This is a genomic window from Sphingomonas humi (assembly GCF_039536725.1).
In the GTDB taxonomy this organism is placed as follows: Bacteria; Pseudomonadota; Alphaproteobacteria; order Sphingomonadales; family Sphingomonadaceae; genus Sphingomicrobium; species Sphingomicrobium humi.
The window spans coordinates 1,108,234-1,131,320 of record NZ_BAAAZD010000002.1 but is presented as its reverse complement, the minus strand read 5'-3'; the positions used below and the strand labels follow the sequence as shown (position 1 = coordinate 1,131,320).

Sequence of the window (23,087 nt, the reverse complement as noted above, 5' to 3'; positions counted from 1 at the left end):
GCCAATTTCTGCTATCGTCGCGGGGATGGCGGCGTACACCCTTCAGTAGGTTTGCCAGGGAGCCTTGCGATGCATGGACCGGCCGAAGGCCTGCTGACGACCCATCAGCTGGCTGCTCGTCCCGAATTTACCCTTGCCGGAGTCAGGATCGACCCGGCGACGCGGGTCGTCAGCGGCCCGGCGGGAAGCTGCCAGCTCGAACCGCGCGTGATGCAGGTGCTGGCGCTGCTGGCCGACGCCAGGGGCGGCGTGGTTACCCGCGACGTGCTGTTCGCCCGCTGCTGGGGCAGTGTCTTTGTCGGTGACGACAGTCTCAATCGCGCAATTGCCGGGGTTCGCCGGGGACTTTCGGCGGTCGGTGCCGGCTTTGCCGTGGAGACCGTGCCGCGGACAGGCTACAGGCTCGTCGGTGAGGGGTTCGGCGCGGCAGGGGAGCAGGCCGACCCTGCGCTGGACGCTCAAACCGGCCTCCTGTCACGCCGAAATCTCATCGCCGGGGGAGGTTCGCTCCTCGTCGGCGCCGCGGGGCTCGCCTGGTGGGCGGGCACACGCGCCGGGCGCGATCCGGCCACGCCGCTGATCGCAAAGGCGCAACAGGCGATGCGGGCCGGGACGGCGGAGGGCCAGCGCACGGCCGTCGCCTTGCTCGATCAGGCGGTCAGGCAATCGCCGCGCAACGCCGCTGCCTGGGGTCAATTGGCGCTGACGGTGGCGCGGGTCGACGAGCATGTCTTCGCCAACACGGTGACATCGGGTCCGAAGGTGGATGAAGCCGCACAGCGTGCCCTTCAATTCGATCCCGGCAACGCCGATGCCGAAGCGGCGCTGGTGATCGCGGTCCCCTATTACGGGAACTGGCTGGCGGTGGAAAAGCAGTTCGACCGCGTGCTCGCCCGGCACCCCGGTCACCTCTACGCGAACGATTCCCATTCCTTCATGCTGGGAGCGGTCGGGCGGATGACCGAAAGCGCCCGGAGCCGCCTCCAGCTGTCGCCCGACGACCCTTACGACAGCCAGCTTCAGTACAAGGCCATCTATTGCCACTGGTTCCTCGGGCAGGTCACCCAAGCCGACCAGGCCGCCCAGCGCGCTTTCGACATGTGGCCGCGGCTGGCGCCGGTATGGTTCGCGCGCCTGTGGCTGCTGAACGGGACCGGAAGGACCGACCGCGCGCTCGACCAGATCGAGACCGAACAAGGGCGCCCCAAGATGCCACCTGCTATGATCGCGGTTCTCCGCAACGCCCACCTTGCCGCAATGAGCGGCGATCCGGCGGCGATCGCGGCAAGCACCCGGCAGGTGCTGGCAAGCGTCAGGACCAGCGTAGCGGCGGTCGTCAACGCCTTCATGCTGCTGCAACTCATGAAGTCGTTGGATGCGGTCTTCGCCCTTGCCGAAGCCTATTATCTGGAGCGCGGTCCGGTCCTCGCCGCCCTCAATTGGCGTCCCGGGCAGCCGTTCGCCCCCGACCAGCGGCGGCGCAAGACCAACATGCTGTTCACACCGCTGGGCAAGGAAATGCAGCGCGATCCCCGCTTCCTTGCGCTGATGCGCGACATTGGCCTTGCCGACTATTGGAAGCGCCGCGGCGTCCTGCCGGACTTCCTGCGCGAGCGATCGGCCTAGAAGCGCAGCTCGATCCCGGCACCGGCCTCCCGCGGGTCCTCCGCGGTACCGAAGGTCGGGCTGAATAAGTAGGTCAGCGCGAGGCGGTTGAAGGCGTTGCGGGCGTAACCGAACAGGGTGAGCTGCCGCCATTCCCACGCCGCGCGCAGGTCGACGAAACTTGCCGCACCGATCTGCCGCACCGGCGTATTGGCGTCGTCGCTGAAATAGCGCCCGTGATGCCGAACCTGGGCGCTCAACCGAATCGCGTCGGTTGGCTTCCACTCCACCGACGCACTTGCGCTGAGCCTAGGCGAACGCTGGAACTCCTTGCCGAGGGTAGGATCATTGGGAAGGAGGGTCTGATCGAGCCTCGTCCGCAGCAGGCCCAGCCCGGCGCGGACATTCAACCGGCGGTCCACGCGCCAGCCGAATTCGGCCTCGAGCCCATGGCTGGTAGCCTTTGGTGCATTGGCGAATTCCGCCGAGAAGATCGTCGCGCCATTTGGCAGTACGACCGGCACCAGCAGCTGTCGCTGCGAGTTCTCGATCCAGTTCGCAAACAGGTTGGCCGACAGCGTCCCGCGACCGCCAGCAAAGCCTGCCCGCACGAACCCTTCGAGGTTGGTCAGGCGCTCGGCCTCGAACCGGTCTTCCGCGCGGCGAACCAGGCTGACCGACGTTCCGCCCGGGTTGAAGGCGCGCTGGACGAGAATCCCGGCATTCACCGCATCGCTGATCGCGTAAGCGACGGACAGCTTGGGGAGAAGGGCCGAGAAGGACTGGTGATAGTCGGCGCGAATTCCGGTCGGCGCGACACCGACCTGTCCCACGCGGTCCTGCCGGTCCCATTGCAGGCGCATCCCCCCGGTGATGGCGAGGTGCTCGATCGGCTGCCAGCGCGCTTCGCCAAACAGGCCCGCGCTCTTCTGGCGGTCCCGAAATCCCCCGATCCCGAGCCCGAGCCCGGTGATGTCGATCCACTGCTTCTGACGGACCAGGGCGCCGCGAAGGCCGGCGACGACCTGCAGCGGTCCAGCCGGGGTCCAACGAAGCAGGGCCTCAAGCGAGGCATCCTTGTTGTCGACCCGCGTATCGCCAAGGCCCGGCAGTCCAAAGCGGCGCAGGTTCGCGTCACCACCGCTCACCGTCATCTCGGTTTCCAGCGCCGCGGCGAGTGGGACGATGGCCGTGGTGGTGAGACTGGTCACCCCGACCCGCAAAATCCCGTTGGTGCGATCCGGCGTCGGAAAGCGTCGCTGCTTGAATGGCGGCGCGACCGCTTCGAACGGCGGCGCCTGCGAGCTGGTATGCACCAGGCTGGTTTCGATCCGCATCCCCGGGACCTCCGCCGGACGGTAGAGCAGCTTCAGCCGCGCCTGCCCGTAGTCGTCCCGCCTGATGTCTGCGCCGGGAATGCCGTCCGCCAGATCGCTCGCCATTCGGCCGCGGCGAATGTCCCCGCTGAGCCTGACCGCCAGTTCGTCACCGGCCAGCGGCCCTGTGATCACCGCGGACGCCTGCCGGGTCCCGATCTCCCCGGCGAGGAGGCGGGCCTTGCCCTTCCATTCGAATTCGGGATCGCGGGTCTGAACGAAGATCGCGCCCGCGATCGAATTGCGCCCCTGCGTCGTGGTTTGCGGGCTCCTGAAGACCTCGACATGATCGACATCCCAGAGCGGCGCGGAACCGGAGACATATTCGTAAAAGCTGACCGCGCGGCCATCGACCTGGAGGGTCACGCGGGGACGGGTACCGCCGAGAAAGGCGAACAGGCCGCGACTGACACCGGTCGAATCCTGGCCCCGGATCGCGGGCCCTTCCTCGCCCGAGCCGACCTGCACGTTCGGAACGGCGGCAAATAGCTGGTCGATCCGGTCGTCGGTGCCGGCCTCGATCGCGCCACCGGTGATCACCACCACGCTCGACGGCGTGTCGCGCACCCGGCGCGGCAGCCGTTCGCCGGTGATGACGACGTCCCCGGGCAGCGCTTCTGGCAAGCGCTGGGCCTCCACCGTCGCGGGCTGCTTCCTGGCACGCGCCTCCGGAGCGATCAAACCCATGGCAGCGGCCAGTGTAGCGATCATGTGCGACTCCCCCCGACGCCGTGGGAAGAGGACTGCAGAAAGCCATGAATGGCAAGTCTCACAGGCGTGGCGCCCGGCGTCACCAGACGAACGGAACATGGCGGCACCAGTCGAGCCTGGTCCCTCACGCGGCCACCACCGGCATTCGGGCACCCGAGCGACGGCGGCGTATGGCGACCCCGATCACCGCGAAACCCAAAAGCATGGTCATCCAGGTGCCTGGCTCCGGCACCCCTGTCGCGACATTGAAACGGATGCCCGCAAGCCCAACGCCGGTCACATCTGCGTTCCAGAACGAGACCCCAGCAATGTCGGCATTCGCGCTGGTGAAGCCGTAGGAAGAAAGTAGCGGCAGGTTGGAAAGGGTCGACGATCCGAGCAGCGTGCCGTCCGAACCGTAGAAGCTGATGAAGGCATTCCCTCCGTTGCCGCCGGTCAGGCGAAGGCCGAACTCCGACTGCAAGGTCGGGAACAGGATCGAGAATGCGCCTTCGCCGATGGCATCGCTGGCCGGAAAACCAAGCGGCCCAAGTCCGCTCAGCACGGGGCCTGCCGGGCTGGCAAAGACCGAGACATTCTGTCCCGGCGCTCCCGGAAGGAGCGTCAGCGGACCCGTCGGCGCGCCGCCGATCTGGTCGTAGACACCGTTGGCGGTTACGGTCTGACCGGCGAACCGCTCGCCGAACGCGACGCCGTCGATCACTAGAAGTCCATCGTAATTGGTGCCTGGCACCGGTCCCCCGGCAACCCCGCCGAAGGTCACTTGCTGGGTTCCCGTCAACGTGTTGTATCCCGTCTGGCTGATCTGCGCCCGGAGCGGAACTGTCGCCGTGACGGCAAGCGCGGCCCCACCAAGGGCCACGATCATTTGCATCAGCTTGGTCATGTTGCTGTCCTCTCGCGTCCTGCCGCGCGCGCCGGATCGAGGGAGCTGCCGGCGCACTGGCGCGGCGGTGGTGCCGACCTTGCTGCCGACCGAGGATGACGAAGGGCTGACGGAATGCCGATCATTTCAAAAGGCACTTCTGAAGCCGACTTCGCTGCGGGTCCGGCGATAGGCGTAGAAGGCGATATTGCTGTCATTGCGCTCGTGCGTGACGCGGACGAACGGCGCGAGTCCGGCAAAGCCGAGCTGGCGAAAGGTGCCGCCTATGCTGAGCCGCATCAGCTTGTCGCTCCGGGCGGCGGCAAACAGCGCCAGCGATTCGTCGCCGCGCAGGCTGCCCAGCGCGACCCCGCCGAAAAGGGTGACCCGTCCAAGGTCTTGCCAGCCAGTCGCTCCAGCTTCCCAGCGGCCGAATCTATAGCCGGGATCGCGGGCTCGAAATCGCTCCCCGGCGGCGCTGAGCAGGACGCCCGAACGTGAGGAAAGGGCGCGTTCCAGCGACAGTTCGCCAAGCACGCTCCGGCCGTCCTGAAGCCGGTTAAGCCGGTTATCGATGGCGGAACCGGTAAGCTTCACGCCAATCGCCGCGCGCCTGCCCACGGGGCGCCGGAAGCTGGCGGTCGCGTGCACCTGCCTGATGAAGGGCACTCCGCCGAACCAGCCCTGACCAACAGCGGCTTCGAGGGACACGCGCGCTTTGCCGAACGCTCCTTCGGCACCCAACGCGGCTTCGAGATCGACCTGATTGAACTGCTTGTCGCGGTAGAAGCGACCGGCCCCGGTGACCCGGGCGATCAGGCTCAAGTCATCGCCGACACTGAACCGGCGGAATGCCGAGGCGGAACTTGCCACGCCGAGGCCTGAGCGCGCCTTGCCTTGCGGGTCGATCGCGAAATCGCCGAGCACCGTGCTCAGCCTGTCGGACCTCGTCGCCCGATTGATGTTGCTGTCGGGGGCAATGGCGACTTCGATCGACAGGCCCGCCGGCCTCCTTGAGCGCAAGGCCTCGGACCACTTGTCGACGAGGCGGGAGATCTCCTTCGGCAAGGGGCCGGCGCTCGCCGCGCGCAGCGTGCGCCGGGCGCCGTCTTCGTCCCCCAGCCGTTCCTGCAGCCCGGCAAGGTCGAGCCGGACCCGCTGCGCGCCGGGCTGTTCGTCGAGCAGGCGGCGCAGAAGCGTCGCGGCGTCGCGCAGCTTTCCTTGGCCCGCAAGAAGCGCTGCAAGTCGATAGCGGGCTTCGGCACGGACTTGCGCGGCGGGATCGTTGCAAAGCAGTCGGTAGGCGCGCTCGGATAGGACGGGGTCGGACGTTTCGCGGCGCGACGCCCATTCGAGCAGTGCGGTCGGCGTGAGGCTGACGCGCTGCTCCTGTGCGCTCGGCGCGAGGTCCACCACAGGGATTGCGGGCGAAAGCGGCAGGAGCAGCAGTGCGCTCTCGAGCGAGAGCATCCTATTTGCTCCGCTGTGCGATCCACACTCCCACCATCTGGCCTGTCTCGGTCGTGCCGGGTCGGACGAAGGGCGCCTGCCATTGCGCCATCAATTCGTTGGCGCTGGGTCCCGTGAAGCTGCCGGTGAAGGAGGAGGGCGCCGTGCTGCCCGGGACATTAAAGGCGCCGGAGAATTTGGTGCTGCCCTTCGCGTAGACCGTATCGCGGAACACGTAGTCGCCGAGCGGCGTCGGATCCCAGGTGAAATAGGCTTCTGGCCGCATTACGCCGGCCAGCTTGCCAGCGCCGAAATCGAAATTGAGCGTCACGTAGCCAAGCACGTCGACGTAGCCTTCCGACCTGCTGGTGTAGCCGCGAATTTCTCCATCGAACGAGGCGCTGCCGGTGACGGGCATGTGCGAAGCCGAGGTCGGAATGCCGTACGCAAACATCCCGATGTTGCAGCCCATCGGGCAACCCCCATTCCACTGGCCGAAATTCGTGTAGCGGAAGACCGAACTGGCCGGCCAGTCGAGCGTGACGATGACGCCCTGCTTTTGCGGGCCTTTGCCGTCCAGGAGATCGCTTCTCGTGCTGGAAATATTGATCCAGCCCTTGTCATGGAAGCTTCCGTTTCCGCCGATAGGGGCGAGCTGACCCTCGCGCGACATGTTCGCGAGGGTCATGGTGTAGAGACCGTCGGCCGCCGAATAGCGGATATGCACGGCGTCAGGCTCGGGAAGCGACACATAGACGCCGCCGTCGGTAAGTGCGCTCACCGTCGAGAAAGGCTTGTCGCTCTGCAGTCCGATCAGGCCGGCCGGAAGCGGCGGAGGGACCGGCGGGGTAGGCGGGCTGGTGGGGGGTGGAGGCGCCGCCGGCGGTGGAGCCGGGATGGAGGCGACCTGCGCCGCCGACCCGCCGCCTCCACAGCCCATAAGCCCGAGCGACAGGATCGAGGTCACGACAAGAGCGTTCCGCGGTGTTGGCATGTGACAGGCTCCTTCGCCACCACCGTCACCGCGACTGCCATTTCAGAACATGACGAACTGCCGATGATTTGCCGATGATCCTCCGCAAAGCCCCTAATTCTCGGGATAGGCATCGACGACCTGATGCGCTGCACGGTCGTATTCGGCGAGGTGGCGCTTGGCGATTTCGCCATTTCCGCTGACCTGTGCCCGGAAATATTGCTCGTACGATGCAAAGGCTTTCTTGCAGCCTTCATTGCGCTCGGCGATGTACTGGCCGGTGCTGATGTTCCAGCGCCGCCAGTTCTCCCACTGATAGCCAGCGCAGGTCGATGTGCGCATCAGCCACTCAAAGATCGCGCCGTGCGACTGCTCCATATGCGCGATAACCCCGGCGCTCCGCGTGGCAGGAGCGGCCGGCGCGTTGAAGCTTCCTGCCTTGGTTTCGCGTTCGAGTTCGTCGGCATCGCGCAGCATCTGCGCGATCTGATCCGCAGGCAGCTGCCCGCGCATCTTCTCTGCGGTCTCGCGCATCTGACGGACCACCTGATCCATATTTTGCTGCCCCTCGCCAGCTTGAACAGGGGCCGGGAGGATCGTCGCAGTTGCTGCAGCGAGCGCGATAAGGACTTTCGAAGTCATGAGGTTCTCCATCGAAGAAAAGGGGTTGGCCGGCCGCAATGAGGGCCGGCCAGGGAAGGGGGTCAGATCAGGTAGCCGCCGTCGTAGGTGACGAGGGAATGGCCCGCCGTGCCGATGCTGCCGGGCGCAAAGTCGTTGGCTGCATATTCCCCTGCGACAGGCTCGCCGACCGGAACGCTGTTCACTGCCATGGCGCTCGCGGAGGCGGGTTCGTCGGCGCCATCGACCTCGATCAGCAGGTAAGTGTGGTGCGCGGCGCCCTGTCCGTCGGTGAAGTTGATCCCGACCGACGTCACGACCTTGTTCCACGCCATCAGCGGGTCGAAGAAGGGATCGTCCGCGGCGTAGCTGATCGCCCCCGAAGCGGCCGTGAAGGTGCCGACCGTATGGGAGATATCGAACGTCAGGTCATTGATCTGCTGTCCGAACTGGTTACGCAAGGCGGCCAGCAACCCGGTCGAGATATCCCCGGTCGACGCATCCTCCTGGACGGTGATGAAGTAGGCACCTTCGTGCCCGCCGGTGACGGTGACCATGGCATGTGCGGTCGATCGCACTCCGTTGGCATCCTCAACCGTGTAATCAAACCCGTCGGTGACGACCTGACCCTTGTTCAAACCGTCGAACCAGGTCGACGGATCATAGATCACGCTGCCGTCCGGATTGAGGGTCACGGTCGGGCCGGCTTCGCTGAATTCCGGCACGGAGACGATGCGGAGTCCTTGGCCGATGTCGTTGGCCAGAAGGCCGGTCAGCTTGACCGCATGCTCGGACGCACTGATCGTGAAGTTGTCATCACGCGCGACCGGTCCGACCGGTCCCGGCGCTTCGTCCGCACCGACGATGGTCACGGTGACGACAGCGCTCGTGCCGACCCCGAATTCGTCCTTGATCGAATAAGCGAAGCTGTCGGTCGCGGTCTGTCCGCTGGCAAGATACTGGAAGGCGGAGCCGGGGTCATAATTGACGGTGCCGTCCGCATTGAGCGTGACCGATCCAGCGGTCTTGCTCGTATCGAGCGCCGACACCGTCAGCCGGGCGCCCGCGTCGACATCGGTATCGTTGCCGAGCAGGTTGACGTTGAACAGCTTGCTGTCCTCGCCGACTGAAAAGCTGTCGGACGAGGCGATGGGTACGTCATTCTCGCCGGTGACCGTGATGGTGATCGATCCCGTCGCCTGCTGCCCGGTTGCGCTCTGGGCGACATAGCTGGCAGTGCTGGTGCGGACCTGACCGGCGGCCAGGGACTGATAGGCGGCGCCGGGCGTGACCGAGACATCGCCACTGGCGCTGAAGCCGAAGCTCAATCCCGGGTCGGTGCTGGTGACAGACACCAGCTTCAGGGGCGTCCCGGCGCGGTCGCTGTCATTGGCGAGCACGTTCACGGTGCCCGACAGATTTTCGGTGGTCGTCACCTTGTCGGCGACCACGACGGGGGCGCTGCCCCGCGCCACCATCGCGGCAGGGGTGAAATCGCCATCGGCAAAGCGCAGGGTCTCGACCGAGATGAGGACGTCGGTCCCGTCGCGCCCGGCAGGATCGAGGTCGCGGATGAGAAAGCCCTCGGCGGTCTTGGTCACCAGATAGTCACTCGACGATCCGGAGAATTCCGCCACGTCGTTGCCGGTGCCGCCATCGAGCGTGTCGTTGCCAGCGCCGCCGCGAAGCCGATCGTCGTCGCTGCCACCCGAAAGCGTGTCGACGCCAGTGCCACCGACCAGCAGGTCGTTGCCGCCCCCGCCGATCATGAAGTTGCGACCACCAGTGCTGGCGAGGATATCGTCCCGCGCGCCCCCGACCAGCACGTCGTTTCCGTTGCCGGTATGGAGGTAGATTTGCTCGATATTGCGGATCTCGGCGCCGGCGACGGTGACGGTGCCGGTAAGGTTGTTCGCCAGGTTGAAATCGATGCTGCCGTCGAAACCGCGCAGGTCGATCGACGCATAATCGATGCCGGTACCGCCATCGACCACCCGGTCGCCAAGCGCTGCCCCGATATTGTCGTTGCCGTCGCCACCTTCGATGATGTCATCGCCGGCGCCGCCGATGATCAGGTCGTCACCGCTTCCGCCATACAGCTGGTCGTTGCCCGACCCGCCGATCAGCTCGTCATCGCCAGCCCCGCCATCGAACGTGACCCGCCCGGTGCCGCCGATCAGCGTATCGTTGCCGCGGCCGGTGAAGAGCTCGACCGATTCGACGTTGACCACGCTGGTGCCATTGTCGAGCACTTGCCGCACGGCCGGATTGGTGAGGTCGAAGGTGATGTCCGTCGTCGCATTCGCGCGATCGATGAAGGCGGTGTCGTTGCCGCTGCCGCCGTCGATGACGTCGACGCCGGTGTCCTTTCCGGGCTCGCTGTAGCGATTGTTGGAGATCAGCGTGTCGTCGCCCGCGCCGCCCAGCATGACGTCGTTGCCGCTGCCGCCGTTCAGATAGTCCATGCCGTCTCCGCCTTCGAGACGGTCGTTGCCGGCCATGCCGAACATGAGATTGAAGCCGCCTTCCGCGCTGAAGGTGTCGTTGCCGGCTCCACCGGTCAGGCGAGCGTCGCCGCGGCCGGTGCGAAGGGTGAAGCTTTCAAAGTTGCGGAGGTCGGTGCCCGCCATGTTGACCGTGCCGACAAGGTTATCGGCGAGGGTGAAGTTGATCGCCGTATTGTGCGTACGGAAGTCGAGGATGGCGCTGTCCTTGCCATCACCACCATCGAGCAGCAGGTCGCCCTTGCGGCCGTAGACGATGTCGTCGCCGGCGCCGGCGAAGACGGTGTTGGCACCGCCGCGGGCGTCGATCACGTCATTGCCGGCGCCACCGTCGAACCAGTCATTGGCGCCGCCGCCGATCAGCTTGTCATTGCCGCGGCCGGTGTAGAGGCTGACCGCTTCGACGTTGACCACTGTAGTGCCGTTGTCGAGCACCTGCATGACCGCGGGGTCGGAGAGGCTAAAACTGATGTCGCTCGCCGCGGTGGCGCGGTCGATCGAAGCGGTATCGAAACCGCTACCGCCATCGATGACGTCGGCGCCGCTGTCCTTACCCGGTTCGAGCAGGCGGTTGTTCGAGATCAGGAAATCGTCGCCCGCGCCGCCGAGCAGGACGTCGTTGCCACTGCCGCCATCGAGGATGTCGACCCCGTCGCCGCCCTCCAGGCGGTCGTTGCCGGCCATGCCCTGCATGACATTGAGGCCGCCTTCGCTGCTCAAGGTGTCGCCGCCCGAGCCGCCGGTCAGCCGGTCATCGCCGCGGCCGGTGCGCAGGGAGACGGTCTCGAACCCGCTGATGCGCGTTCCGGCGATGATGACCTCACCGGCAAGATTGTCCGCAAGGTTGAAGGTGACCGTGTCATTATGCGTGCGGAAGTCGAGGATCGCCTTGTCCGCGCCGTCGCCGCCGGACAGGAGGATGTCGCCCTTGCGGCCGTAGACCAGGTCGTCGCCGTCGCCGCCGTAGATGGTGTTCGGGCCGCCCCCGGCATCGACCGTGTCATTGCCCGCGCCGGCATCGAACCAGTCGCTGCTCGCGCCTCCGGTCAGGGTGTCGTTGCCCTTGCCCGTGAAGAGCGCAATCGCCTCGACGTTGACGACGGTGGTGCCGTTGTCGAGCACTTGCATGACGGTCGGATCGGCCAGGCTGAAATTGATGTCGGTCGTGGCATTGGCCCGGTCGATCGAGGCGGTGTCATAGCCGCTGCCGCCGTCGAGCAGGTCGGCACCGGTGTCCTTGCCCGGCTCCGACGTGCGGTTGTTGGCGATCAGGAAGTCGTCGCCGGCCCCGGCGAGAAGGACGTCGTTGCCGCTTCCGCCGTCGAGGATGTCGACGCCGTCGCCGCCCTCGAGCCGGTCGTTGCCGCCCATGCCCTTGAGGATGTTGAACCCGCCGAGGCTGGTGAAGGTGTCATTGCCCGTGCCTCCGGTGAGGCGTGCGCTGCCGTAGGCGGTGTTAATGGTGATGTTCTCGACGTTGCGGATGTCGATGCCGGCGATCCGCGCCGTCCCGACCAGGTTGTCGGCAAGGTTGAATTCGATGCCCTGGTTGAAATTGCGAAGGTCGAGGATCGCGGTGTCGTTGCCATCGCCGCCGTCGACCAGGGCCGTGCCGAGATAGCCGTAGAGCTTGTCGTTGCCGGCATCGCCGAACAGCTGGTCGGCCTCGCCGGCCGATCCGAAGACCGTGTCGTTGCCGTTGCCACCGTGCAGGGTGTCGTTGCCGGTGAAGCCGCGAATAGTGTCGTTGCCGCCGCCGCCGTCGATATTGTCGTCGCCTGCGGTACCCCACAGAGTGTCGGCGTTGTTGGTGCCCTTGATCGTAGCCATGTGCTTGTCCTTTCAGAAATGGAGGCGAGCGACGGCAATCCCGGGGCGCTGCTGCGCCCCGGATTGCCGTGCTCGAGGTGGGTTGAAGTTTGCCTTGCGGACGCCCGGCGCCCGCTGTTCAGTTCATGCGGCGAAGGAGGACGGGATCGGCGAGAAGACCGGTCGCGCGCCGCCGTCATGGACGGTTGCGGGCGAAAGCCTTGCCGGAAGCTTGTGGCGCTCCGCCGGCTCGACCGTCCCAGCCGAGGCCCTGACCGACGCCGTTGCAGCGATGCAGGACAACAGCCCGAACAGGACTGCGGTGGTCGCCGCCCGGCGGCGCGCGCAAGACAGGTTGGTCACGACGTCATTCCTTCGCAAGAAGAGCATTTGCCCGGTGATGGATGGAGGCACCGGATGCCGGTGCGCTGCGGGGGTGCTTTTAAGGTCCGCCCCGTATCAATCGGATGTCGCGCGGCGGCCATTTTTGTATCAGTTGTGTCAGGACACGGTGGCGATTAGCCTTTGAATGGTGAGCGGCGAGCGGGACATGTCGGGCGGTCTGGACAACACAGAAAGCGACGAACGGGCGCTCGCCGACGCACTGCCGGTCATCTGCTTTTCCGCCGACCCCTGCGGACGCCTTCGCTGGCTCAACCGGCGGTGGGACGAATATGTCGGGGAATGCCCGGGTCAGGACGCCGAAACACGCTGGCGCCGCGCGAGCGACCGCGCCGACGACACGCCCCATCAGCAGGGCTTTGCATCGGGAGAGCCCTTCCACTGGGTGGAAAGAATCCGTGGCCGCGATGGGGAAGCGCACCTGTTTCTTGCCCAGGTCCAGCCGCAACGCGATGCGGGAGGGACGCTGACCGGCTGGATCGGAACCTGCTCCAAGGTGACCGAGCAGGTCGAATCCGAGCGCCTTCAAGCCTTTCTGCTTAAGCTCGGTGACCTGATCAGGGAGGAAACCGACCCCGAGCGGATCTTGGCCATGACGTCGGAAGCGGTCGGACTGGAGCTTGCCGCCGACCGCGTCGTTTATGGCACCGTCGACTGGGAAGGCGGGATCATGTTGATGAGCCCCGACTGGCGCTCGGACGCGACCGTCTGGGCCGCGCACCGCTTTCCCCTTGCCGCATATTCGCCAGAACATATCGCGGCACACACCCGCGGCGACACGCTGGCGGTCAGCGACGTCAGGATCGAGCCACTGGTGTCCGACCTCGCCCGTGAACGCTTCGAAGCGGCGGGGGTCGTCTCTTTCGCCAGCGTGCCCCTGGTCAAAGGCGGAGTCGCCCGCGCGATCATGACGGTGCAGCAGTTCGAGCCCCGGCAATGGAGCCGGTTCGATCTCCACCTCATTGCCGAGGCGGCCGAACGGATCTGGGCGACACTCGAACGCGCCAAGAGCCAAGCCCACCTGGCGAGCGCCGAGCGGCGGCGGGTGTTCCTGCTGGCGATGAGCGACCGGCTGCGCGGCGAAAGCGACCCGATGCAGGTGCTCTCGCTGTCGGCACAGGCGTTGGGCGAGTTCCTCGGCGTCCGCGAGGTCATCTTCTCCGAGATCAACGAGCAGGGGACGCACCTTTGTTCGCTCCGCAGCTGGTCGGACGGCACGGTCCCGCCGCGGCAGGCGAACATACCGCTCACTGCGCTTGGCGACACGCTGCAGAGGACTTACGAGGCAGGGCTGACCAAGGTGTCGGCCGACATCGCGACCGACCTCGATCTTCCCGGCAGCCTGCGCCAGGCGCTGCTCGACCTCGGAATCAATGCCTATGTGACTGTTCCCGTCCTGTCGGGCGGAAGGCTGATCGGCAGCCTGTCGGTGCAGTCCGCCACCGCGCGCGAGTGGGTCGAGGACGATATCGAGCTGGTCGAAGCGGTAGCCGAGCGAAGCTGGGAGGCCCTTGGCCGCGCCCGCGCGGCAGTGGCGCTGCGCGAAAGCGAGCAGCTTTTCCGGTCGGTGATCGAGGCGCACCCGATCCCGGTCGTGATTGGGCAGGGCGGGCGCCTCGTGCTCGCCAATCCCTCCTTCGCGGCGCTGGTCCACCTCGGGTACGGCCCCGCGGCCCCAGATACGCAGGCGGCGCTGGCCGCGGCATGGGAGGTCGTCCATCCGCTGGTCGAAGGCGCCGAGCAGGGGGATGACAGGGAAGCAAGTATCGCGCTCGGCACATTGGTCGTCCCGGTCAGCCTCAGCTGGCGCCGCATCGCCTATCGAGGGGCCCCGGCGGTCATCGTCTCGATCTTCGACCTGACCGAGGCCAAGCGCGGCCAGGCTGAACTCGCCCGCTCACGCGAGGCGTTGCACCAGGCCGAGAAGCTGACGGCGCTCGGCTCGCTTCTGGCCGGGGTCAGTCACGAGCTCAACAACCCGCTGTCGATCGTCACCACGCAGGCGTCGCTGCTCGAGGAATTGGTCGAGGGGACGCCGGCGGCCGACCGCGCGTTCAAGGTGCGCCGGGCCGCGGAGCGTTGTTCGCGGATCGTGCAGACGTTCCTGGCCATGGCCCGGCAGAAAGCCCCCGAACGCCGCGAGGTCAGGGTCGGCGAGGTTGCGCGGGCGGCGTTCGAACTGGTCGAGTATCAATTGCGCACAGGAGGCGTCGAAACGGCGTTCGAGGTCGCGCCCGACCTCCCGCCGATCTCCGCCGATCCCGACCAATTGCACCAGGTCCTGGTCAATCTGCTCATCAACGCGCAGCAGGCGTTGCAGGATCGCGCGGGCCAGCGCCGGATGATCCTGCGGGTCGCGCGCGCGGGGTCCGACGCGATCAGGATCGAGGTCGAGGACAATGGGCCGGGCGTCCCGCAGGATATACGCTCGCGGATCTTCGAGCCCTTCTTCTCGACCAAGCCGCAAGGGACCGGGACCGGGGTCGGCCTCAGTTTCTCGCAAGGTCTGGTCGAAGCCCACGGCGGGCGGCTCGATCTTTTCGATGGACGCGAGGGCGGGGCATGTTTCCGCATCACGCTTCCGATCTTGCCGATCGCCATCGGTGAGGCGACCGGGCCGAGCGACAGCGCCAGTCCGCACTCCCAAAACCGCGGGCGACTGCTGGTCGTCGATGACGAGCCCGAGCTGGCCGAAGCGATCGCCATCTACGCCGGGCGCGCCGGATACCAGGTCGACATGGCCGAAGATGGAGCCAGTGCCATCGCCCGGCTGAAGAGCGCGACTTACGACCTCGTGTTGTCGGATCTCCGGATGCCGGGTCTCGACGGACCCGGGCTCTACGCCTGGATCGCCGAGGAGCAGCCGCATCTGCTCGGCCGGCTGGGCTTCGTTACCGGCGATACGATGGGGCAGGCGGCCGATCAGTTCCTCGAACGCACGGGCTGCCCGGTCATCGAGAAGCCTTTCACGGGCGACGGGGTCCGCCAGCTGATCGAGCGCCTCCATGCGAGGCGGGGAGTGGCGGCGTGAGCCACCACATCGCCGTGGTCGATGACGAAGAAGATCTGCGGGACGCCATCGCCAGCTACCTGCGCGGGCATGGCTATGCCGTCAGCGAGGCGTCGGGTGGCGCAGGCCTTGATGCGGTGATGCGGGAAAAGCCGGTCGACCTCGTGGTGCTCGACGTCAACATGCCCGGCGAAGACGGGCTGTCGATCGCCCGGCGGCTACGGGCGGCGGGATCGATCGGGATCGTCATGCTGACCGCGCAAGGGGCACTGGTCGACCGGATCGTCGGCCTTGAGACCGGTGCCGACGATTACCTTCCCAAGCCGTTTGAACTGCGTGAGTTGCTCGCGCGGGTGCGTGCGGTCCTGCGGCGGTCGGGAGTACCGTCAGCGACGGGAGTGCCGCGGCGGGAGGTCGGCTTCGGACGCTGCATCCTCGATCTCGAGGCCCGTACGTTGCGAACCCGCCAGGGCGAGCCAGTGCCGATTACCGCGATGGAATTCGACCTCCTCAAGCTGTTCGCGGACCACCCCGGAAAGGTGCTCAGCCGCGACCAGATCCTCAACCATGCGCACAACCGTGACCTCGAACCCTTCGACCGGTCGGTGGATCTTCGCATCGCCCGCCTCCGCCGCAAGGTCGAAGAGGACCCCGCGAAGCCTGACGCACTCAAGACCGTGCGCGGAGCTGGGTACCTGTTTTCACCGAGACATTGACGCCGACGCTGGCTCGGCGTGGGGCGCGATCAGGCCGCGGGTTCCTCGTCGATTCCTTCGCTGAAGTCGCGAACGACGCCCTGGCGGTGGCGGGTATGGGTGACCTGCGGGGCTGAGTAGGCGAAGCTGACCCGCGCCGCCTGCTCCGGCTCAGGCCGCGACCAGCTCGCGCGTGCTGGGCTGGGCCGCTGCGTCCATCGCGATCCACTGGAGATCGCCGGCGTAGCGCCACGCCATTCGGCCTGCCTCGTCGAGGGCGAACAGGTGGAGCCACTTGTTGTCGAACAAGGCACGCACCGCCGGGTGGCGGGAAAGGACGTCGCTGATCGCCTCGCGCGGGGCCTCAATCAGCACCGACAGGCGAAGCGGTTCGTGAACCAGCCGCTTTCCTTCGCTGATCGACTGGAGCGGGAGGCCAGGTCGCAGCAGACCGCCATTGCCTTCGACGACGCCAAGCCCTCCCGTCACATTGTGAAGCAGCTTGTTGCCCGCGCCGAACAGATCGGGCGCCACAGTCGAGCCGTAATATTGAAGGCTGATCCAGCTCGCGACCACCACCGGCGCGGTGATGATCATCTCCAGCACGTCAAAGCCGGCGTCCTCCCGCCAGTTGTAATCATGGAGGAAGGCGCGACCCTCCAGGTCCTTCCCCGCCGTGCGGTGGCGCGGGGCGGCAACGAAGGCCTTGCAGCCCGCCAGCGCCCATTCCGGCCGTACCTCCGCCCAGTTGCGGGCACGCTTGGCGATGGCGGAAGCGTCGTTTGCCCGGGGCAGGCGAGCGGCCCGCTCGCACGCTGCGAACGCCCCGGCAGCACGAAGCCATTGGTGGGCCTGCCTCACGTCCGGCGCGTGCGCGGCCGAGGGGAAATCGTCGGCATAAATGGTGAACACGTCTGTCGTCGTATCATGCAGCGCGCCGAGGAACAGCGTGTCCTGCGGGATGACGATGTCCTTGGCCTTCAGCCCATCGCGAACGTGCGGATCGTTGAGCAGGTCAGCGAGCAACCGCGCATTCACCTCTCCGGAATAGCCTCCGCACGCCCCGCAGTGCAGCGCGCTTGCGTGAGGATTGTTGACGACAGTGGCGCCATGCCCGGCGAGCAGGACCAGCCGCGCGAAGCTACGGGTCAGCGACATGGCGCGGAGCACCGTTTCCGCGGTGGCAAGGCGGGTGACCGGGTCGAGCGGCGGGTCGAGCCGCGGCTTCAGATCGTCTGGCGCCGTGGCGGAAGAAAGGCTCAGGGCGTCGCGCACCAGCTTTGCGATGTAGAGCGGTCCGGTCGCCTCGACGAAGGCGAAGGACGACACCGCTGCAAGGCGAAAGCGGCCCCAGGCGCGCTTGGCGCGGGCCGCGATGCGGGCGCTGAGCTCTGTCGCGGCGGGATCGCCGCTCGCGCCGCCTGCTATGCTGTTGAGGCCCGGGTTGAGGAGGACGGGCAGTCGGGCCTCCACGGTGTCGGATCCGAACCGCCGGTGAGCAACGCCGAGCCCGAAGAAGCCGGCGAAGCCGATGGTCTGGATCCCCGGGTCAAGGCTCTCCAGCGCGCGGCGGAACACCTCGGAACGGACGTCTATGCAGAAGGCGACCTGCAGTGCCGGAGCCGGCGACCGCTCCTCGGCCGCTCCACCCGCGAACAAGACGGCAAGCTTGCGTTGGGCGGCGCGTTCGGCGGCTTCCTGGAGAATGGCGTCGGTCCGGTCTTCGGCGGTGGCGGCGATCGGCTCGGCAAAGGCCGCCACGGAACGCTCCCAATCGGTGCCGACCTGGGGAAAGCGCCTTTTCAATGCGAGCTCCCACACCAGCATGATCGCGACGAGGTCGGTGGTCGTGCCATCCGTCCCGTCGCGCAGCTCGGCCTGCCACAGGCGATAGCGCGCCGCCTGCGCCCATCCGCCGAGGCAAAGAAGCAGCCGGTGGAAGTAAGCCGGCAGCGCTTTTTCGCTGAGGCCTAGTTCGGCCACGGCTACCGCCATGGCTGCCTCGGCCTGCTCCGGCAGGTCGGCGACGGTTGCTGCAAAGCCCGTTAGCCCCGCGATCTCTGGGGTCAGGTCGTGCGTCGCGACCGCCCGCCACGCGGCATAGGCGCCACGGCCCGCAGGAGCCGGCCACAGTGCCTGGCCCTGGTCGAACCAGCCCGCCGCCCAATGGCTGACACGCTCGGCGACAAGTGCCGGCCAGTCGGTATCCGACGCTTCGGCCGCGAGATCGGCGATAGTGGACGTGGCGACCGGTGCGCGGCGTGCAACCAGCGTTTCCTGCTTAAACGCAGCGACATCGGGGGCCTGGCCGTTGGCCACCATCGCATCGGCGAGATCGATGTCGGCAATGTCGCCCTTCGCGATCCGCTCGGCGAACCAGGCGCGGGGCATGGTGATGGCCACTCCGCCCGCGCGGCGCAGGCGGACCGAAGCGGTCGCAAGATCATCTTCCGACTGGCCGAGGAACGGGTTCACTGCGACGCTCGAGGCGAGCGGCCACAGAGGCGGAATGGCGCGGGCCGCCTGGTCGGCCGCAGCGAGGATGGCGTTTGTCATGACGTGCAGCCTTCTGCTGAGATGAAGGGTCAGGCGCGGCCGACGGACCAGCCACCAAGCAGGCGGTCGAGGGCCGCATTCGCGTAAAGACCGTTGGAAAGGTGGACCCGCAGGCCCGCCGCCGCCGGATGACCGACCCATAAAAGGAACAGCGCCTGCGCGATCGCGACCGTTCCGAAGCTCAGCAGCGCGAGGGCGATCAGCGTCCATTCAAGCGGTCCCGGGGCCGGCGTGACGGGCAGGGTGCCACGGGTCATCCACTCGGCGAGGCTCTGCAGAGAGAAATAGCCGATGGCTGCCGCGAGCGAATAAAGCGCCGTGCGCCGCGTCAGCGGCCTCGGCGCCGCATCGGCCAGCCCCTGCGCGAGAAGGTAGGCGACACCGAAGATGAGGATCGCGCCGAGCGCCAGGGCCTGTGGGCTCTTGTGTTCGAACCCGAACGCCAGTCCGAACCCGGTGCCGATGGCGGCATAGATGGCGAGCGCAAGAAAGAATGCGCGGCCAACCGCGCCGCCGCTCGGCACTGCAACCGGGCCCGGCCGACGGATCGCCGCGACCTGCTCCACCGCACCGCCCGAGGCGAGGAAAGCATGCGCCTTGTAGAGCGAGTGGGCGACGATGTGCAGCAGCGCGACCGGAAACAGCGCAAGGCCGCATTGCAGGATCATGAAGCCCATCTGCGCGACCGTCGACCAGGCAAGCGAAGTTTTCACAGCCGGCTGCGTCAGCATCACGGCGGCCCCGAAAATGGCGGTAAAGCCGCCAATCATAGCGAGCAACGCCAGCACACCCGGAGCCGCCAGCATGACGTCTGCCATTCGGATGAGCAGGAAGCCGCCGGCGTTGATCACTCCGGCATGAAGCAGCGCCGAGACCGGGGTAGGGGCCTCCATCACCTCTGTCAGCCAGCCATGCGTCGGAAATTGCGCTGACTTGAGCACGGCAGCGATCGCCAGCAGGATCGCCGCGACCAAGACGCCGCCCGGTGTCTCACCGCCGCGCACCGTCGCGTTGATCGCGGCAATGTCGGTCGTTCCGAATGCCATGGCGAGGGTCGCGACGGCGCCCACAAGTGCGATGGCTCCGAAGGTTGAGAAAAGTGCCTTCTTGCGTGCGGCGCGCTGGGCGGGGCGGCGGTCGACGTAGAACAGCAGCAGCTTGTGTAGGCAGAAGCTCGTCGCCATCCATGCCACGGCCAGCTGCACCAGATTGCCCGCACCGACCAGCAGAAGCACCGAGGCGATGGCGGCGCTCAGCCAGCCGGCGAAGGCGCCTTCGCGTGCCTCCCCATCGAGGTAGGTGCGGCTGTAGCGGACGACCACCCAGCCGACGAACGACACCAGCAGAAGCATCGTGACGCTGACCGCGTCGATCCGGGCGGAAAGGCCGAGCCCCTTCAGCCCGATCAGCGGGCTGGTTGAGGGGCCCGCCGTCAGCAGCGCAAGCAGTGACGCACCGGCCGCGAGCAGTGCAAACAGCGCCGCGCCCTCGGCCAGACGCGGCAGCGCGCCCGGCCGCCGGCCTGGCCGCATCACGGCGAGCATCGCCACGATTAGCAGCACAATGGGAGCGGCAAGCGGCAGATATTGAATACCCACGGACGATCTCCGGTTCGTTCCTGGGGCGAATAGAAGAGTGCACGCTATAGGTTAAATGCATTGTTCTAAGAATATCGTTCGTCTAAAACGAACAGATGGCGGCATTGAATTACCACCACCTGCGTTACTTCTGGGCTGTCGCCCACGACGGCAATCTCACCCGCACCGCTGACCGACTGAACCTTACCCAGTCCGCGCTGTCGGTGCAGATCCGCAAGCTCGAGGAGCGGCTTGGCCACGACCTGTTTGAACGCCGCGGCCGGCAGCTCCACCTCACCGAGGCCGGTCGCATCGCGCTCGACCATGCCGACACCATCTTCGCGACCGGCGACGAACTGCTGGGTACGCTTCAGCAGACTGGCCGGGCGCGCCAGGCGTTGCGGATCGGCGCGCTGGCCACGCTGTCGCGCAATTTCCAAGTCGAGTTCCTGCGCCCGCTGATGGGTCGCAACGACATCGAGATCATCCTGCGTTCCGGAAGCACTGCCGAGCTTCTCCGGTCGCTCGAGGCGCTCAGTCTCGACGTCCTCCTGCTGAGCAGTCCGCCCGCCCGCGACGCGATGACCTCGTTCGTCGCGCACCGCCTGGCTGAGCAGCCAGTCAGCCTGGTCGGGACACCCGAGCGTCTTGGCAGGGCTCATCCTGCGGACGGCATCGCCCCCTTTGCAGCCCTTCTTGCGACACAGCCGGTCGTCCTTCCGACCACCGACAGCGAGATCAGGCTCGGCTTTGATGCTCTGATGGACCGCCTCGACATCCGCCCGCAGATCGCCGCCGAGGTCGAGGATATGGCGATGCTTCGCTTGCTCGCCCGCGCCGACCTTGGTCTTGCGGTGCTTCCGCCTATCGTCGTCAAGGACGAGATCGCGGCTGGCACACTGATCGAGGCCGGGCAGCTCCCCGGGATTGCAGCCGCCTTTTACGCGGTGACGATGGAACGGCGCTTTCCCAATCCGCTCTTGCGCGAACTGCTGCACGGCAAAGTGCCACTGCCCGACTGATCGTTAGAGCAAGGCTTGCACCGATCCGCGCTTTTGCCCACCACATGCCCGAACTGCAGTGTCTCGTCAGGAGCAACCGTGAAGCCCTTCCTCCTTGCCACTACGATCGCCGTTGCCACATCCATCGCGCCGCTCCCGGCAATGGCATCTCAGCAAAGCGCGCCCGCGGCATCCACCACGAGCGAGGATGCGCGGCTCACCGCCTTTCTTGATGCCGAGTTCGCCGAACTCGTGAAGCAGCAACCACAGACCGCGACCCGCCTTGGCCTGAAGGACGGCGGCGACAAGTGGAACGACATCAGTGACGCCGGCCTCTCGCGGATTGCCATCTGGCGCCAGGCGAGCGCAGCACGGATGAAGAGCGCCTTCGACCGCTCAAAGCTCTCGCCCGAAGGGCAGGTCAATTACGACATCTGGATGCTGGAAGCCGAGCGCGCCGCGCTGGCTGATGCTGACCGTGGCTACAAGCCGCCCTTCTACTCGAGGCTTTATTCGGCCCACAGCCAGCTGCCCGACTTCCTCATCAACACGCACGGGATCGCCGATGCGACCGACCTTCGCAACTACGTCGCGCGGCTACGCGGCATTCCGGCCGTGCTCGGCATCGCCGTCGCGCGCACCAGGGCCAGCGAGAAGGCCGGCATCCGCGTCCCTCGCTTCCAGCTCGAAACGATTATCGAGGGCAGCGCGCAGCTGACCAGCGGTGCGCCGTTCGACGCCAGCGGAAAGGACGCGGCGCTGTGGGCCGACGTCAAGGCCAAGACCGAAAAGCTGGTCGCAGGCGGCAAGCTGCCGCGTGCGGATGCGGACGCCCAGCTTGCCGAAGCCCGCGCCGCGATCCTCGCGCTCAAGCCCGCTTACGGCCGGGTGATTGCTTGGGCCAAGGAATCGTTGCCGACCGCGCCGAGAGGCCGGGTCGGTGCCATCTCGCTGCCCGGCGGTGCGGACTATTACGCGCATGAACTGAAGCTCAACACCACCACCGATCTTACCGCGCAGCAGATCCACGCAATCGGCCGCAAGGAGGTCGCCCGGATCGAGTCCGAGCAGGATGCGCTCGCGCGGCAGGCCGGTCTCAAAGACCGCCACGCCTATTATGCCGAGCGCGAACGGCTCTACCCGCCGCGGCCGTGGGACGATGCCGCCCGGGCCGACTATCTCGCCAAGGCCAATGCCTTTGTCGCACACACCCGCACGTTGCTTCCGGCCTACTTCGGAACGCTTCCGGCCTACCGGATCGAGGTGGTCCGCGAACCGGAGTTCAGCGAAGTGCCGGGCGGTGCCGCTCACGCCTCCGGGCCCAGCCCGGACGGCTCGCGCCCGTCGCGGACCTACGTGCACCTGGTCGGCAACCAGGAAGATCCGGCGGCCATGTACACGCTGATGTGCCACGAATCGGTTCCCGGCCATAACACGCAGGGCGACATCCAGGTGCGTCAGAAGGGCGGTCCCAAGTTCCGGTCGGTCACCGGCTACGTCGCGTTCGGCGAGGGCTGGGGCCTCTACGCCGAAGCGCTCTGCAAGGAGATGAACGCATTTCCCGATATCGCCGCCGACTTCATGCGCCTGGATGCCGAGCTGTTCCGCGCCGCGCGCCTTGTCACTGATACGGGCATCCACGCGCTCGGCTGGACCGAGGATCAGGCGGTCACCTACATGACCGATACCGGGCGCCAATCACCCGAGCGCGCACGGTCGGAGGTCCGCCGCTACATCACTCTCCCGGGGCAGGCGACCGGCTACAAGATCGGCATGCTCAAGATCATGGAATTGCGCCGCAAGGCCGAGAAGCAGCTTGGGCCGAAGTTCGACATCAAGGGTTTCCACGACCTGCTGATCGCGTCGGGATCGCAGCCGCTGTCGATCTTGGAGCGCCGGGTCAACGACTGGATCGCTTCGCGCTCCTGACGCA

The 23,087-nt window shown here is 66.6% G+C and carries 14 protein-coding genes; 5 read left to right on the top strand and 9 right to left on the bottom strand.

All coding sequences use genetic code 11. The features are described from left to right. Nucleotides 1–69 precede the first annotated feature (69 nt). Nucleotides 70–1,626 carry a winged helix-turn-helix domain-containing protein gene (locus ABD729_RS13420; protein ID WP_344711137.1) on the top strand — a complete coding sequence of 519 codons (1,557 nt, stop codon included), beginning with the start codon at nucleotides 70–72 and terminating at the stop codon, nucleotides 1,624–1,626. On the opposite strand, the gene ABD729_RS13415 is transcribed toward ABD729_RS13420, so the two are convergent. The 7 genes from ABD729_RS13415 to ABD729_RS13385 all read right to left on the bottom strand — a co-directional run bounded on the left by ABD729_RS13415 (nucleotide 1,623) and on the right by ABD729_RS13385 (nucleotide 12,276). Beyond that, nucleotides 1,623–3,692, bottom strand: a complete 2,070-nt coding sequence (locus ABD729_RS13415) for a TonB-dependent receptor (protein ID WP_344711134.1) — start codon at nucleotides 3,690–3,692, stop codon at nucleotides 1,623–1,625. The two genes, ABD729_RS13420 and ABD729_RS13415, sit on opposite strands and share 4 nt — an antisense overlap. A gap of 124 nt (nucleotides 3,693–3,816) precedes the next feature. Then, nucleotides 3,817–4,578, bottom strand: coding sequence for a PEPxxWA-CTERM sorting domain-containing protein (locus ABD729_RS13410; RefSeq protein WP_344711131.1), 762 nt, complete (start codon nucleotides 4,576–4,578; stop codon nucleotides 3,817–3,819). A gap of 126 nt (nucleotides 4,579–4,704) precedes the next feature. Continuing rightward, entirely contained in the window at nucleotides 4,705–6,027 is a 1,323-nt protein-coding gene (locus tag ABD729_RS13405) for a surface lipoprotein assembly modifier (protein WP_344711128.1), read from the bottom strand. 1 nt (nucleotide 6,028) lies between these two features. Then, on the bottom strand, nucleotides 6,029–6,787 hold the full coding sequence (locus ABD729_RS13400; RefSeq protein WP_344711125.1) for a HupA family protein: 759 nt from the start codon (nucleotides 6,785–6,787) through the stop codon (nucleotides 6,029–6,031). Nucleotides 6,788–7,093: 306 nt separating this feature from the next. Continuing rightward, complete coding sequence (locus ABD729_RS13395; RefSeq protein WP_344711122.1) at nucleotides 7,094–7,633, bottom strand: hypothetical protein; 540 nt, start codon at nucleotides 7,631–7,633, stop codon at nucleotides 7,094–7,096. Nucleotides 7,634–7,683: 50 nt separating this feature from the next. Then, nucleotides 7,684–11,934, bottom strand: coding sequence for a beta strand repeat-containing protein (locus ABD729_RS13390; protein ID WP_344711119.1), 4,251 nt, complete (start codon nucleotides 11,932–11,934; stop codon nucleotides 7,684–7,686). A gap of 123 nt (nucleotides 11,935–12,057) precedes the next feature. Then, nucleotides 12,058–12,276, bottom strand: coding sequence for a hypothetical protein (locus ABD729_RS13385; protein WP_344711116.1), 219 nt, complete (start codon nucleotides 12,274–12,276; stop codon nucleotides 12,058–12,060). A gap of 187 nt (nucleotides 12,277–12,463) precedes the next feature. Between ABD729_RS13385 and ABD729_RS13380 the strand changes: the two genes are divergently transcribed. Beyond that, the gene (locus ABD729_RS13380) at nucleotides 12,464–15,346 is read left to right on the top strand and encodes a hybrid sensor histidine kinase/response regulator (RefSeq protein ID WP_344711113.1); all 2,883 of its coding nucleotides are present in this window, start codon (nucleotides 12,464–12,466) and stop codon (nucleotides 15,344–15,346) included. Then, complete coding sequence (locus ABD729_RS13375) at nucleotides 15,343–16,041, top strand: response regulator (protein ID WP_344711110.1); 699 nt, start codon at nucleotides 15,343–15,345, stop codon at nucleotides 16,039–16,041. Before ABD729_RS13380 ends, ABD729_RS13375 begins: the two co-directional genes overlap by 4 nt. Before the next feature lie 150 nt (nucleotides 16,042–16,191). Here ABD729_RS13375 and ABD729_RS13370 read toward each other — a convergent pair whose 3' ends face one another. Both ABD729_RS13370 and ABD729_RS13365 read right to left on the bottom strand, forming a co-directional pair. Continuing rightward, on the bottom strand, nucleotides 16,192–18,576 hold the full coding sequence (locus ABD729_RS13370; protein ID WP_344711107.1) for a YbcC family protein: 2,385 nt from the start codon (nucleotides 18,574–18,576) through the stop codon (nucleotides 16,192–16,194). A gap of 29 nt (nucleotides 18,577–18,605) precedes the next feature. Beyond that, the gene (locus ABD729_RS13365; RefSeq protein ID WP_344711104.1) at nucleotides 18,606–20,174 is read right to left on the bottom strand and encodes a proton-conducting transporter transmembrane domain-containing protein; all 1,569 of its coding nucleotides are present in this window, start codon (nucleotides 20,172–20,174) and stop codon (nucleotides 18,606–18,608) included. A 95-nt stretch (nucleotides 20,175–20,269) separates the two neighbouring features. Here ABD729_RS13365 and ABD729_RS13360 point away from each other — a divergent pair, with 95 nt between their 5' ends. Together ABD729_RS13360 and ABD729_RS13355 are read left to right on the top strand one after the other, a co-directional pair. Further along, nucleotides 20,270–21,175: a LysR family transcriptional regulator gene (locus tag ABD729_RS13360; RefSeq protein WP_344711101.1), complete on the top strand. Its 906-nt coding sequence runs from the start codon at nucleotides 20,270–20,272 to the stop codon at nucleotides 21,173–21,175. A 141-nt stretch (nucleotides 21,176–21,316) separates the two neighbouring features. Continuing rightward, entirely contained in the window at nucleotides 21,317–23,083 is a 1,767-nt protein-coding gene (locus ABD729_RS13355; protein WP_344711098.1) for a DUF885 domain-containing protein, read from the top strand. Nucleotides 23,084–23,087 lie beyond the last annotated feature (4 nt).